Annotated in this window: 11 protein-coding genes; 6 read left to right on the top strand and 5 right to left on the bottom strand. The window is 36.9% G+C overall.

Annotated elements, in window-relative coordinates; all coding sequences use genetic code 11:
- Positions 1 to 155 precede the first annotated feature (155 nt).
- Positions 156 to 392, bottom strand: a complete 237-nt coding sequence (locus BHE19_RS17730; protein WP_035627429.1) for a helix-turn-helix domain-containing protein — start codon at positions 390 to 392, stop codon at positions 156 to 158.
- Positions 393 to 1,064: 672 nt separating this feature from the next.
- On the opposite strand from BHE19_RS17730, the gene BHE19_RS17725 reads away from it, so the two are divergent.
- The 3 genes from BHE19_RS17725 to BHE19_RS17715 are packed head-to-tail and all read left to right on the top strand — an operon-like array spanning position 1,065 to position 8,044.
- Complete coding sequence (locus BHE19_RS17725) at positions 1,065 to 3,977, top strand: SusC/RagA family TonB-linked outer membrane protein (protein ID WP_316930751.1); 2,913 nt, start codon at positions 1,065 to 1,067, stop codon at positions 3,975 to 3,977.
- A 10-nt stretch (positions 3,978 to 3,987) separates the two neighbouring features.
- Positions 3,988 to 5,373, top strand: a complete 1,386-nt coding sequence (locus BHE19_RS17720) for a RagB/SusD family nutrient uptake outer membrane protein (RefSeq protein ID WP_035627433.1) — start codon at positions 3,988 to 3,990, stop codon at positions 5,371 to 5,373.
- Between the two features lie 10 nt (positions 5,374 to 5,383).
- A complete protein-coding gene (locus tag BHE19_RS17715; RefSeq protein WP_081912539.1) occupies positions 5,384 to 8,044 on the top strand; it encodes a S9 family peptidase in 2,661 nt (886 codons plus the stop codon).
- Between the two features lie 51 nt (positions 8,045 to 8,095).
- On the opposite strand, the gene BHE19_RS17710 is transcribed toward BHE19_RS17715, so the two are convergent.
- From BHE19_RS17710 to BHE19_RS17700, 3 genes are all read right to left on the bottom strand, one after another.
- On the bottom strand, positions 8,096 to 8,380 hold the full coding sequence (locus tag BHE19_RS17710) for a DUF6520 family protein (RefSeq protein WP_035627438.1): 285 nt from the start codon (positions 8,378 to 8,380) through the stop codon (positions 8,096 to 8,098).
- 100 nt (positions 8,381 to 8,480) lie between these two features.
- Positions 8,481 to 10,001, bottom strand: coding sequence for a MauE/DoxX family redox-associated membrane protein (locus tag BHE19_RS17705; protein ID WP_070908215.1), 1,521 nt, complete (start codon positions 9,999 to 10,001; stop codon positions 8,481 to 8,483).
- Positions 10,002 to 10,217: 216 nt separating this feature from the next.
- Entirely contained in the window at positions 10,218 to 10,508 is a 291-nt protein-coding gene (locus tag BHE19_RS17700; protein WP_035627442.1) for a hypothetical protein, read from the bottom strand.
- Between the two features lie 397 nt (positions 10,509 to 10,905).
- Here BHE19_RS17700 and BHE19_RS17695 point away from each other — a divergent pair, with 397 nt between their 5' ends.
- Genes BHE19_RS17695 through mobC form a run of 3 tightly spaced genes read left to right on the top strand, consistent with a single transcriptional unit; the run spans position 10,906 to position 14,540 of the window.
- Complete coding sequence (locus BHE19_RS17695) at positions 10,906 to 11,298, top strand: plasmid mobilization protein (protein WP_070908394.1); 393 nt, start codon at positions 10,906 to 10,908, stop codon at positions 11,296 to 11,298.
- A complete protein-coding gene (locus tag BHE19_RS17690; protein ID WP_070908214.1) occupies positions 11,283 to 12,533 on the top strand; it encodes a relaxase/mobilization nuclease domain-containing protein in 1,251 nt (416 codons plus the stop codon). The genes BHE19_RS17695 and BHE19_RS17690 overlap by 16 nt, the downstream gene beginning before the upstream one ends.
- A gap of 18 nt (positions 12,534 to 12,551) precedes the next feature.
- The gene (gene mobC / locus BHE19_RS17685; protein WP_035627448.1) at positions 12,552 to 14,540 is read left to right on the top strand and encodes a conjugal transfer protein MobC; all 1,989 of its coding nucleotides are present in this window, start codon (positions 12,552 to 12,554) and stop codon (positions 14,538 to 14,540) included.
- Positions 14,541 to 14,590: 50 nt separating this feature from the next.
- On the opposite strand, the gene BHE19_RS17680 is transcribed toward mobC, so the two are convergent.
- Positions 14,591 to 15,025, bottom strand: coding sequence for a DUF1810 domain-containing protein (locus tag BHE19_RS17680; protein WP_035627452.1), 435 nt, complete (start codon positions 15,023 to 15,025; stop codon positions 14,591 to 14,593).
- Positions 15,026 to 15,050 lie beyond the last annotated feature (25 nt).

Genomic DNA, 15,050 nt, shown 5'->3' with positions numbered 1-15,050 from the left:
CTACCAAATATCATTTGATGATAATTTCTCATGAATTCGTATACTGTTCCTCTTGCGTATAAACCAACTGTAATTTTAATAAGTAAAATATTCATACCATTCCATAATCAAATACTGGAAAATAGTATAATTTAAAATCGTAGAGATCTTAGTTTTTATTTTTCAAGATCAAAATCTAGTAATTCTTTAGGATGCTTTCCTAATCCTTTTGCTAAATCCAAAAGTGTTGTAAATGATAAATTTCTTTTCCCATTTTCTATGTCACTTATTGTAGCTTTGATAAGCTTATCACTATTTAAGGCAACAGTGTCTTGACTTAAATCTAATTCAGTTCTAAGCTTTTTAACATGCAAGCCAAATTTTTTTAATTTTTCCTCCTTATGTTTTTCCATCTTTTTTAAGCATTTAAACAAAAGGCGTGATAATTCCATTAAAAAATGTTATAAGATCTTATAACAAATAAAAAAAAATTGTTATATTTGTTTATTATTTGAATTAACATTTAATATTATTTGCATTTAGCATATAATTAAATAATTTTGCGATTCTTCATGTAAAAATATTTGAAGCATTCGCTTTGATTCTCGTTTTCAAAAACTGGCGTTTTATTAACCACGAGAGGATAAGTTAGATGCTCACGTCTTATGGCGTGGGCTCACTTATTTGTGGTAGGGTGCCGCCAGTGCCTTGAAAACGATAAGCTGAGTTCCGCGCTTTTTTATGCAAAAAACTCACTTACTTATTCTCAGCGTAATACCTCTTATTTTTTTTAAAATTCGCATCTAATTAGTCGAACCTTTTAAAATAATCATTGCCTGTGTATTAAAAATCTCCCTTATGCCTATTAAGCTGTGTACTTAATACATAAAAAATGGCCCTCAGCTGCAGCGACCAAACTAGAGCAGAGGACCTTAGCTAATCAAATATCCATTTAACTAACCAATCCCAATATTATGAATTATTTTTCATTTTCTAAGGATGGAAGAGCACTTTATTGCCTGTTTTTTGCTGGCATTCTGTTGTCTTTTTCCACCATTTATTCCAGAAATTTTCGAAATGATAAAATGCTACCCTACCAGCAACATGAGGTCCAGGGTATTATAAGTGATGGTTCTTCTCCTCTTCCAGGAGTCACGATCACGCTTAAAAGCAGAAAGAATACAACCGTAATCACTGATTACAATGGCCACTATTCTCTGCTAGCTTCTCCTATAGATACTTTGATAGTATCTTTTATTGGATTCAAAACTAAATTTATTCCAGTAAATGAGAGAGCTAAAATTGACATTAAGCTGGAATACGATACTACTACCCTACAGGAGGTTCGGGTAAATGCTGGTTATTATTCCGTAAAAGAAAGTGACCGTACGGGGAGTATTGCCCGAATTACCTCTAAGGATATAGAAAATCAGCCTGTTACTAATGTACTCGCCACGATGCAGGGACGTATGGCTGGTGTAAATATTATTCAACGAACAGGTATTCCCGGGGGCAGTTTTGATATCAAAATCAGGGGACAGAACAGTATTCGGACCGATGGAAATTCGCCGCTGTACATAATAGATGGCGTTCCCTATTCGTCAGATGTCATTAGTTCAAGTCTCACGGCTACCGCTTTTCCTTCCGGTGTTAATCCACTTAACAATATTAATCCAGATAATATTGAAAGTATTGAAGTCCTCAAAGATGCTGATGCAACATCAATATACGGTTCTAGAGGAGCTAACGGTGTTGTGCTGATCACAACCAAAACAGGAAAAAAAGGAAAAACATCCTTCAATTTGCAGACATCTACTGGTTTTGGAACAGTTACAAAACTTCCAAAACTGATGAATACAGAGCAATACCTTAAAATGAGAAAACAGGCATTCATAAATGACGGACTAACCGAGTATGGTCCTTATGATTATGATGTTAACGGGACATGGGATCAAAACCGGTACACCGACTGGCAAAAAGAACTTCTTGGACGCACATCCCAAACATCGGATTTTCAAGGAACAGTTAACGGAGGTTCTGAAAATACGCAATTCCTTATAAGCGGAAATTTTCACAGGGAAACAACCGTTTTTCCGGGTGATTTCTTATACAAAAGAGGCGGCGGCCATATTAACCTCAATCATAATTCAGACGATAATAAATTTAAGATACATTTTTCAGGATCATATAATGTCCAGGACAACAACCAGCCTTCTTTTGACTTTACTAATGAAGCTAGATATTTGGCACCAAATGCGCCTGCGCTATACACTGCAGATGGGCAGCTAAACTGGGAGAATTCTACATGGGATAATCCCCTTAGAAATCTTGAAAGCAAATACAAGTCAAAGACTAATGATCTTCTGGCAAATACCTTGATATCATATGAAATCTGGAAAGATTTTACAGTAAAGAGCAGTTTTGGTTGTACAAGTTTGGATACTAAAGAGACGAGAGTTATACCTTCAACTATGGCAGATCCTGCCTATGAAGCAACAAGCGATGATTCATCGCTATTTTTAAACAATACCAAACGAAGCTCATGGATTATCGAACCGCAGATAAACTGGTCAAAAAATCTTGGAGCTGGCAAAATAGATATTTTGACTGGAATGACTTTTCAAAGCCAGAAAACAGAGAGAATTAATCTATCAGGAATTGGATTTACCTCTAATAGTTTGATCTATAATATTGCTGCCGCAAAAAACATTAGAATATATACCGATGATGAGACAGTATATAAATATCAAGCATTCTTTGGTCGATTTAATTACAATTATAAACAGAGATATATTGTTAATCTCACAGGCCGTCGCGATGGTTCAAGCAGATTTGGACCTGGAAATCAATTTGCAAATTTTGGAGCTGCCGGTATTGCGTGGATTTTCTCTAAGGAAACTTTTCTGGAAAATAATCGATGGTTGAGTTATGGAAAAATAAGATCGAGCTATGGAGTAACTGGTAGTGATCAAATTGGCGATTATATGTATCTTGACACTTATACAACTTCAGGTAAAGTATACAATGGAGTAACAGGAGTTCAGCCCTCACGCCTCTTTAATAAAGATTTTGGATGGGAAACTAATAAAAAATTTGAACTTGCTCTTGAACTAGGTTTCTTACATGATAGAATATATGTTACAGGAGCCATTTATAAAAACCGTTCTTCAAATCAACTAGTAGGTATTCCGCTCCCAGCAACAACTGGCTTTACTTCATTGCAGTCTAATTTAGATGCTGTAGTAGAAAACACTGGACTTGAATTAACCTTTCGAACAGTAAATCTTAGAGGAAAAAACTTTAGCTGGTCTACAAATCTCAATTTGACATTTGCCCGAAATAAGTTGGTAGATTTTCCTGGTCTGCAAACGTCAACCTACAGTCAGCAGTATCGTATAGGCCAACCGCTAAATATTAATCTGCTTTACAATTTTAAAGGAGTCAATCCGCAGACTGGAATTTATGAATTTGAAGATCTAAATAATGATGGCAGAGTCACTTTTCCCGATGATAGACAAGCCGTAGTAGATTTAAATCCAAAATATTATGGGGGTATACAAAATCAAATCAGCTATAAAAATTTAACTCTGGATTTCCTGTTCCAGTTTTCAAAACAGAAAAACAGATCTTATCCTGTAAGCGGTGCCGGTCAGATGCTAAATCAGATAGACAGGCTTACTGACAGCTGGACACAGACGGGAGATAATTCACCCTATCAGATATATACCACTGGATATAATAACGATGCTCTAAATGCAGATTCCCTCTACTCACAAAGTACAGGTGCTATTACAGACGCATCTTTTGTTAGATTAAAAAATTTATCCCTCACCTATGATCTCCCATTAAGTCTAAAAGGGCTTAAATGTAAAATTATGCTGCAGGGCCAAAACCTGTTGACTTTTACAAAATATAAGGACGGAGATCCTGAATTTATTTCTTACGGTTATCTGCCGCCATTAACGGTAATTAATACCGGAATTCAATTAACATTCTAAACTATCAAAGATGAAAACAACATATATCGTACTTCCAAAGATATTTTACTTATTAATTATTGGTTTAGTATCATCATGCCAGTCATTTGTTGAGGTTGATCTGCCAAAATCACAATTGACCACAGAAAGTGTATTTGAGGATTATAATACCGCAGAAGCAGCCTTAACTAATATTTATACAAGTATTAGAGAAAAAGGTATTTTAACAGGTGGCCAGCTTGGAATTTCAAATCAGCTCGGAAATTATGCCGATGAGATCACCTGTGTGGACAATCCTTCAAAAGCAAGCTATAATTTTTATCGCAACTCTCTCTTACCTACCAATACATATGTTACTGGATATTGGAATGCTGCCTACAATCAAATTTATGCCGCTAACCTTGTCATTCAGGGTACCAAGTCTAGTAAAAATCTAACTGCTCAGCAAAAAGACCAACTCGAAGGAGAAGCATTATTTATTCGTGCTTTACTTCATTTTTATCTCACAAATATATTCGGAGATATTCCATATGCTACACAGACAGATTACAAACAAAATAGCATTATTTCTAAAACTTCAGTAGACCAAGTATATCGTTTAGTTGTTACTGATCTACAGGACGCTTCCGTACTTTTAAGCAGTAAAGATGACAATCCTGGTCGTTTACAGCCGAGTGTGAGCGCTGCGCAGGCATTGCTTTCAAGAGTCTATCTCTATCTAAAAGCTTATCCCGAAGCTTCAAATAGCGCATCTGCAGTTTTAAATCAGAGCAGCGAGTATAAATTAGAAAATATTTCAAATGTATTTTTAATTTCTTCCTCCGAGACTATTTGGCAGTTACAATCTGAATTAACAGGACAAAACACAGCAGATGGAGCTTTTTTTATTTTTACTTCAGTGCCACCGCCGTCTGTGTCATTGGATAGTCAGCTGATAGCTTCATTTAACGCTGCTGATCTACGAAAAACAAACTGGATTAAATCCGTTACAAAAGGAAGCCAAACCTATTTTCATTCTTATAAGTATAAAGAAAAAGATTTTACTGCGACATCTAAAGAATATGCAATAGTACTAAGACTTGCTGAACAATATCTTATCAGGGCAGAAGCCAGAGCCTACCAAGGCGACTTAATTGGGGCAAAAGAAGATCTAAACAAAATTAGAAATCGTGCAGGACTAAACAATGTCGCTGCTGTGACACATCAGGAAATTTTAGACGCAATTCATTTAGAGCGTCGATGGGAACTCTTTACAGAATATGGACATCGCTTTTTCGATCTTAAGCGGTCAGGTAAATTAGATTCTTCACTAAACGGAATTAAGCCTGGCTGGAACAGCAGCGATGCTTTATTTCCGCTGCCACAAAATGAACTGACCGCTAACCCAAACTTAAGACCTCAAAATACTGGATACTAAATATTTTATTATGCAACTTATACATATGCACGTGTCAATCGGAAATTACAGCCAAAGATTAATACAGAAAAGTTTTTTTTTAGTTTTATTTTTTATTTTGCCATTAGTAGCCTGTCCCTTATGGGGACAGGTGGTGCAAAAAAAGCAATTGGTTTCATCAGATTATTATGGTTGGGGAAAAATAATTATAGATAAAGTCTCCCCTGATGAGAAATGGGTTTGCTATAAAATGGAATACGAAAAAGGAGGTGACACTTTATTTATCCGTAATCATTTTTCGCATAAGTCTTATAGTTTTCCTAAAGGCAGAAACGGCTTTTTTGCCGGAAATAAATTTATCTGTAAGATAGATAAAGGTATTACTATTGTAGACTTAAAAACAGCTTTCAGAGAAAATCTTTCCGACGTTGATCGCTATTCTTACAATCAGCAAACAGAGCAGCTAATTTTTCTTCTTGCTGACAAAGAAGCAAATAAGAAACTTGCAATACGCTCTTTTAAAAACAGCACAATAAGAGAAATTAAAGACGTAACTGATTTTAGTCTCAGTCCTTCTGGCAATCATCTTGCATATTTCAGCAACAATAACAAAACATCTTTTGTTTTCCAAATTAACCTTAAATCAAAAGAAGGACCTAAGCTTATTGCATTAAACAAAAAAGGGAATTTCATGGGGTTCACATGGAATAAAAACGGCAATGCATTGGCTTTCTATCAACAGGATAGAAATATGAAGATTAATGCTTTAATATATTATTTGTCCAAAGAGGATAAATTGTATAAACTCGACAGTGCTTCTGCTGTAGTCTTTCCAAAAAATACAGACATTATTTATGAAAATCTAAATGGAATTTTTATCTCTGATGATGCTGAAAAAGTATTTTTTTCAATTAAAAATCAAGAAGAGATTATTTCTAAAAGCCATCAATCAGATGTGGAAATATGGAATGGAAATGACAAATGGACTTATTTACAGGAAAAAAACTTTGGCAACTTTGAAAATGGTCCTAAAACAGTAATGTGGATTCCTAAAACAAATTATTTTTCAGCAGTTACCTCAAATGAATTTCCAAAAGTAATACTAAGCGGTAATTATAAATATGCCATAATTTCTAATCCAAAGCAGTATGAACCGCAATTTGATTTCAACGGCCCTAGAGACTATTATCTTTTAGATCTCAGTACTTTTCAAAAGAGTCTTTTATTACAAAGACAGTCCTACGATCATAAAAACCTGATTGCTTCGCCAAAAGGAAAAAGCTTTGCTTACTTTAGCGAAAATAATTGGTGGGTTTACAATTTTGAAGAAAAAAAACACATCAATTTGACCGCATCTCTTGGAGTAAAATTCACAGCAAAGCTACATGATCTTCAAATAGAATCAATATGTGGCAGTCCTGGATGGACTGTTGACGATAATGAGCTTGTATTCTATGATAAATATGATATCTGGGTAGTTTCAACTTCAGGTAACGAAGCGAGAAGGTTAACCCGTGGAAAAGAAGAAAAAATCAGATTCCGCATTGCTGATATGCCTAATAAAAATATTGATAATTATATTTATGACGGTCTAATAAGCCGGGAAATTGATGTCCAAAAAGAACTGATTCTTCAAGCCGAAGGAGAAGATGGAAAAACAGGATATTTTATATGGAGTCCTGACGGTTCATTAGAACCAATAGTTTATAAGGACAGTTTTATTGATCAGCTAAATTATGGTACAGAAAAAAAGAATTTTTATTTCAGAGAGCAGAAATTTGATATATCCCCAAAACTGATTCTGAAGGAAAGAAGCAAAGAACCGATAACAATTTTTAAGAGTAATCCTCAACAGGAAAATTTCTTTTGGGGCAAGTCACAATTAATTAATTACAACAGCGATGGAAATTTCTTGAAGGCAGTTCTTTATTATCCTGCGCAGTACGACTCCAAAAAAAAATACCCCATGATTGTCAAAATCTATGACAGGCAGTCTAATCAATTGCATAAATTTGAAAACCCAACTTATAATAATGTAAACGGTTTTAACACAACTCTTTTTACCTCCGAAAACTACTTTGTCTTGAAACCTGATTTATTATTGGAAGCTAAAAATCCAGGGGTTTCTGCATTGTCCTGTGTAATTTCAGCAGTAAACAAGGTAGTGGAAACAGGAATAGTTGATTCCTCGAAAATTGGTCTGATGGGACATTCTTACGGAGGTTTTGAATCTTCTTTCATTATTACTCAAACTCAGCTGTTTTCTGCTGCAATCGCTAGTGGTGCGATTACGGATCTGAACAGTTACTATCACACTATAAACAGTAGATCTGGAAAACCTGATATGTGGAGATTTGGAATTGAACAGTGGACAATGTTGGCAACACCTTATGAAGCACCAGAATCCTATTGGTCAAACTCACCTATTGCCCACGTAAAAAATGTAAATACGCCCACATTATTATGGACAGGTAAAATTGATTCGCAAGTAAATCCATCCCAAAGTTTTGAATTTTATTTAGCGCTGCGCCGACTTGGTAAAAAATGTATCATGCTGCAGTATCCAGATGAGAATCATCTATTGATAAATTCTTTAAATCAAAAAGATGTTACAGAACGTACAATGGATTGGTTTCGTTACTTCTTAAAAAATGACCAATCCGCTATGTGGATTGAAAAGGGTACAAAATAAAAAAACAATGCAGTTCAAATTATGAACTGCATTGTCATTTTAATAATGGATTCAATTGTCATAACGATATAAAGGCGTTACACAATTATTGTTTGTAGTTTTCTCATAGGCCAATGGTCCAGAGTCACCTGAAATGTGGCAAAAATTTTCACTTATAGCGTCGTCGCAATCTACTGACACATTACCACATTTGTTGTTTGACAAGGCATTATACCCCTGTGTCAGGGTAGTTGTTTTTTTCGAAGCGCTCTGCATCGAAGTGGTTGCAAATGCACCACAGACTGCCAGAGCTATAACTCCTGCTGGCAGCAGATTTTTTAAACTTAAAGTTTTCATGATTTTAATTTTTAAATTATAGTGTGATCTACTTTTTTCTACAGGTTTTCGATCTTAATCCTGACACCGGCCGGTATATCTTAATGTTTTTATAAAATATTTAATGTGATGAGATTTCCTTTTTAATGATATCACTAAACTTATATACAACAAGAGTTTTATCAATCAAAGCATATAAATTTTCTTCAGTTATAGTTAAAGAACGCAGTCTTTTTTTTCCTATATGATAAACTGGAAAGCTCAGGAGATATTTGTTAGTTTTAATATCATACAAATCAATTATAGAGGAACGTTCCCAAAGCTTATCGATTTCATTTTTTCCTTTTATCTTTGAATTTACAAAAAGTAGATTTTGATAAACAGCAGAATGTGCATTTACAATATAAACAGGCGAAGAAATAGTTCTCTCTTTATCATTATTTAAAGATGCAGTTTTTATCTTGACATTCTTTATTGTATCTATAGTATGCCCTCTATAAGATAAATTTCCAAGTTTATCAGCAATTATAAATTCGTTCCGGTAGTAATAGAGATACACGATTTTTTTTAGCTTTGGGCTGTATAATAACATCCCATCTGTATCAAAAATTCCATCTGTCTGCCGCTCTAATAAATCTCTTTTATATTTAATCCTGCCAGACGTATCCGATGTGTTGTAAATTCCAAGTACGTTTGCTGCGTTCTTTGCATTATTAGATCGGAATACTGCGCTAAAATCGTCTAGAGGCAATGCTTTTGTAAAATAAGGAAATCCATCAAAATCATTATTAATTTTCCAATTTTTCAGACTTCCCTGAAAGTATTTTGGGACACTCCCATCGAATAAATAAAACGAGGAATCACGGACTGCTATGGAAATATTTTTAAATGGTATTTTGTTTGGAGAAAATGATATTCTAACCCTTTTAATCTGTTTGTTTTTATTATCAATTAATAAAACCTGTGAAGGATTGGTGTAATTACCGAGATAAACTTTTTTCTCATCGGAACCGGCAAAATAATATGAATTGAATTTCAAATCAATCTCGTAAATAAACTCTGCTGCATGCACAGGATATCTTCTGATAAATGGGTTGTTATAATGCATAATATTTTCTGAGGAAAGAAAAAGCAATGTGACGCTAACTACACTAAAAACTAAGCAAAAGCAGATTAGTCTTACAGGTTTTAGGTAACTTTTAAAAGTATACTTTCTTTCGCCGCCATTGGAACTTAATAAAATTGTTAAAACCGCTAGAATAATAAATGTTAAATTGAAAAGCAGGTGCACATTCCAGCTCATCTTTTCTAACACACCACCACACGAACAAGGAATAAAAGAACTAAAGTGAAGAATAATAAATATATAAACCGTAAACATTTCCATCAGTATAAGAGAAAAATAAAGTCCCCACAATCTAAATCTTGACGTAATTAACAATATAGCAGTAAGAAGTTCTGCAATTGGAACTAACACAGCTATCCATGATGAAAAAGCACTTAATAGAGGAGATTGTGACAACTGCACATGAAAGTTCTCAAAATCAAGCAGTTTACTTATTGCAGCATATACAAACAATAAAACATATAAATAAGAAACTAACTGTATTACAAGATTTTTTATCGATCGACGTGAATTCATAATCTTAAGATTTTAAGTTTATCTCATTTTTAAATCATATATTATTAGATGATTATCTTACACAAATGTAAATACGAAATTTCGCATAAAGACTTTAAAAATCAAGCCAAAAACTTTGAAAATCAGGCAGTTTTACATTTGAGATGGCATAAAAAATAAATGCCTGCACTTTGTAAGAATAGCGCAGGCATTAAATCATTGTAATTGTTTTTGAAATCAGCCTTTTATCGAGGCACTGATTCCGGCAAGTTTTTCATGCAGCTCTATAAGCCCTGCTTTTTGCAGGCACTCTTGAGAGAGACTCTCCAGTTCTGTCCTTCCCTGCTCACTTATGCTCTCCAATAGTACCGAAGATCCTTCTCTTATCTTCAGCCCGTCCTGTATCAAATGGCTTAAAAGCAGCACATTTTTTCGTGAAATTTTCAAATCCATTTTCACCGGCTCATTCATGCCAGGGATACTCAGCACCGTATCAAAAACCTTGGCCGCATCATTTACTGTAATCATACTTCATCATTTTAAATTAATATTTCACTTACCGTAAAATTATAAAGTATCATCCCTATTTACCCTACTCAAAATTTGGGGAGGATTGCAGGGCTTGGAGGCCTTTTCTAATTTAGCTCTCATGTAAATCCGTAGAACCTGTTCAATTGGTGCATTTTAGATTTTTAAAGCAGATTCTGAATGGATTTCCTTTAATTTTTAATAGGGATGACAGCTTCTTCTTAGCTGATTGCTACAGCTGAAAAAAGACTTTTAGAAGCTTTCGGACTGCGGTTTTCTGCAGTCAGCAAGATGTCTGGTTGTATCACAACCAAAAATCTTGCTGCCCCTCTGCTCGGAACTCGCTGGCAGTAAAAATTTAAGGTTGAATGAAATTGAAACAGAAAATGAAAAGATCATGGAAGAAAAAAAAAGCGGCAGAAACAGATGGCTGCACATCCGGCTGACCAAAGAAGAATTTGATTTTATTGATAAGAATTTCAAAGCATCAGCCTGCCGTAAACGCAGTGACTTCGTGCGCAGAAATCTGCTGAGAAAACCCATTGTAATGAGATATAGAAACGAGTCGCTGGATAAGCTGCTGCAGGAGCTTATCCAGCTCAGAACACAGCTGAATTTCATGGGAAATAATTTCAATCAGAGCGTTAAAAAACTCCATACCCTTTTTGAAATTTCCGATTTAAGAGTCTGGATTCTGTCTTTTGAATCTGACAGAAAAAAATATTTTTCGCTGGTTGAAGAAATAAAAAAACAAATTGAAAATCTCGCCCAAAAATGGTTGCAGTCATAAACACAGGACACTCGATTAGAGGCATCTTCATGTACAATGAGAATAAAGTTTCCCAGGGTGCAGCTGTGTGCATCGGCGAGGGAAATTATCCCATCGATATTGAAAAAATGTCAGAATCTTTTAAGCTCGGCGTATTTCTAAAACAGCTCCAGCTCAATGAAAATGTCAAGCGCTGCGCTGTGCACATCTCACTGAATTTTGACCGTTCGGACAAGGATTTATCCAAAGAGAAACTCATGCAGATTGCCTGTTGTTATATGGAGAAAATTGGATTCGGCGCACAGCCTTATCTGGTCTACCAGCACCACGATGCGGGACATCCCCACCTTCATATCGCATCCATAAATGTGCGGGCAGACGGATCCAGAATTAACATGCACAATATTGGAAGAAACCAGTCTGAAACTGCTCGCAAAGAATTGGAGATTTCTTTTAATCTGGTTCGGGCGGACTCGAGAAGAAAACAGAGTCCGGCACTTATTAATGAAATCGATGCGGAAAAAATAAAATATGGGGCAATACATTCCAAGACAGCCATCGGAAGTGTACTCAATGCAGTTATTCCGCACTACAAATACACAACGCTGGGTGAGCTGAACGCAGTATTGAACCTCTATAACGTGAAGGCGGAAAGGGGAAAGGAAAATTCAAAAATGTTTCAGAATAAAGGGCTGGTCTACCAGATTCTGGATGAGAACAAAAAGACTGTCGGAGTTCCTATAAAAGCCAGTAGTTTTTATTCCAAGCCAACCCTTTCCCGGCTTGAAATTAATTTTGCCGACTCCAAAACTTCTCGCATGATAAACATGAAAAGAACACGAAATGCGGTGGACCTGCTCCTTTTGAAATACCCAAACATTACGCTCTCGCAGCTTGAAACGCGGCTGGCTAACCAGGGCATTACGGCAGTTGTCAGAAAAAATGAACAGGGGCTAATATACGGCATGACGTACATAGATCATAACACCAGATGCGTTTTCAACGGAAGCAGTCTGGGACCTGGATATGCAGCCAAAGGTCTCCTGCAGCGTCTGGGCCATTCCTCTCATTATGAGAAGCAGTATACAGTTCCTGATGGTACCGCTAAGAAGCACGGCTCTTTTATTTCCGCAGGGGAAGTGCAGCGGATAATTGATGAAGTGCTTTACGCCGGAACGCCGTCAGATTACCTTCCCAGAGAGCTTAAAAACAAGCGAAAAAAAAGAAGGAGAAAAGGACAGTCCGATAATAATTAACACATAAAAATCAACAGCATGCAGACGGGAGAAAATGAACAGGCGCTTAGAAAAATTTTAGATATGACAAGACTGATGAGCATCGCAGTGCTGCTCATCCATTTTTATTATTACTGCTTTAATTCCTTCAGGCATTGGAATCTTGCGCCGGATTTTACCTGCAGGATACTGGAGAATATTTATCGTACGGGGCTTTTGGACAGCTTCCATAAATCAAAGCTTTTTGCACTTGGACTCTTGGTTATTTCCCTCATGGGGGCCAGAGGAAGAAAAGATGAAAAGCTCCATTTTAGAACTGCTTTTTATTATATCTCATTGGGGCTGATGTTTTACTTTGGTTCCTATCTGGCTTTTGTAATATTTGCGAATGCTGAGGTCTGCTCCGTACTATATATCTCACTGTGTTCTTTGGGTTATTTAATGACGCTTTCCGGTGGCACCCTACTCTCCCGAATTATCCGCAGAAAGCTGGGTTCAGCAGATATATTCAATAAGGAAAATGAAACTTTCCCACAAGAGGAAAGGCTGATTGAAAACGAATATTCCGTTAACCTTCCCGCACGCTATCACCTCAAAGACAAAGTGCGCAGCAGCTGGATTAACATTATAAATCCCTTCCGAGGTATTCTGGTTCCAGGCACGCCGGGTTCGGGAAAATCATACTTTGTAATCCGCCATATAATCACCCAGCATATTGCCAAAGGATTTTCCATGTTCATCTATGATTTTAAGTTCGACGACCTCACCGTTATCGCCTATAATGCCTGGCTGAAATATCGTCATCTTTATGCCGTGGAGCCCAAATTTTACATCATAAATTTTGACGACCTCTCCAGAACGCACCGGTGCAATCCTCTTGATCCTGCGGCAATGACAGACATTACCGATGCCGCTGAATCTGCCCGCACAATCCTTATGGGACTCAACCGGGAGTGGATTAAAAAACAGGGAGATTTCTTTGTGGAATCCCCTATAAATTTCCTGACAGCTGTCATCTGGTACCTTCGAAAATACAACGATGGCGAGTTCTGCACCCTGCCCCACGTTATTGAAATGATCCAGGCAGATTACGAGAGCCTTTTCACGCTTTTGAGAACTGAAAAAGAGATCGAAGTGCTTATCAATCCCTTTGTCAGTGCGTTCCTGAACGAGGCTGTAGACCAGCTGGAGGGGCAGATCGCTTCTGCTAAAATCTCACTGGCAAAACTCTCCTCACCCCAGCTTTACTATGTGCTGTCAGGCAGTGATTTTACCCTTGACATTAATAATCCATCTGATCCAAAAATTGTTTCAATGGGGAACAATCCGCAGAAAATACAGACATACGGGGCAGTCCTTTCCCTTTTTGTCAGCCGTCTTATCAAACAGGTAAACCAGAAGGGAAAGCTTAAAAGCAGTCTCATTTTTGACGAGTTCCCCACTGTCTATCTCAATAATATTGACAGTCTGATTGCAACGGCAAGAAGCAACAGAGTGAGCACCTGTCTGGGTATTCAGGACTTCAGCCAGCTTCGTAAAGACTACGGCCGCGAGCAGGCTGATGTGATCATTAATATAGTCGGAAATATCATCTGCGGACAGGTCAGTGGGGATACGGCCAAACAGCTCTCAGAGCGTTTCGGAAAAATAATGCAGGACCGCGAAAGCCTCTCTATAAACAGCAGCGACACCTCCATAAGCCGTTCCCGACAGCTGGAATCCGCAGTGCCGCCTTCGAAGATTTCTTCGCTGAGTTCGGGGGAATTCGTGGGCATGACAGCTGATAACCCGGACTGCAGAATTGAGCTTAAAACCTTTCACTGCGAGATCATCAACGACCACGAAAAAATTAAAAAAGAAACAGATAATTACCAAGAAATTCCGATCATACGGACAATTGATAATGCTATCATCCACAAAAATTATCTGCAGATAAAAATTGAAATTCAGGAAATAATCCACAGTGAAATGGAAAGGATAATCAAAAATCCTGCGCTTTCATCACTGGTTCTCAAAAAAGAAAAATAACTTTTAATCCTTAGATGTTTTCTTGAGACAGAGAAAAAAGAAATGTTTTTTTAGCTACCGGATTCTTTTATAAGCTGCAGTGTCTTTTCGTCCTGCTCTCCATTGTAATATTTCACAAGCACCTGCCTGAAACATTCAGGCGTTTCAGGCAGAAGTCCGAACAGGGTCATGCAGGATTTAAGTTTCCTTTCATCTGGCCTGCCCAGAATTTCCAGTGCCGTTTTATTCTCGATCTCAAGCATTGGCTGGGTAATTTCCACCAGACGTTTTCCCAGTATCGGGTGATTGAGATACAGTGAGGCTTCCTTTAGGTTTTCAATGCCGTAAAAGATATTATAATCCGTGAATCCCAGTCCTCTTAGCTGGGGAAAAATAAACCACATCCAGTGGGTCTGTTTGCTGCCCTGCCTGATCTCTTCCAGAGCATTGCCGTACGTTTCCCGCTGCGCTTCTAAAAATCGGTCCAGATCATATCGCTTTTCCATTGCATTGCTTTTTTGTCACCTGAAA

It is taken from the genome of Flavobacterium tructae, assembly GCF_001853485.1.
GTDB lineage: Bacteria > Bacteroidota > Bacteroidia > Flavobacteriales > Flavobacteriaceae > Flavobacterium > Flavobacterium tructae.
Note: the sequence above shows the minus strand (reverse complement) of the source record. Positions and strands in the feature narration are given on the sequence as shown.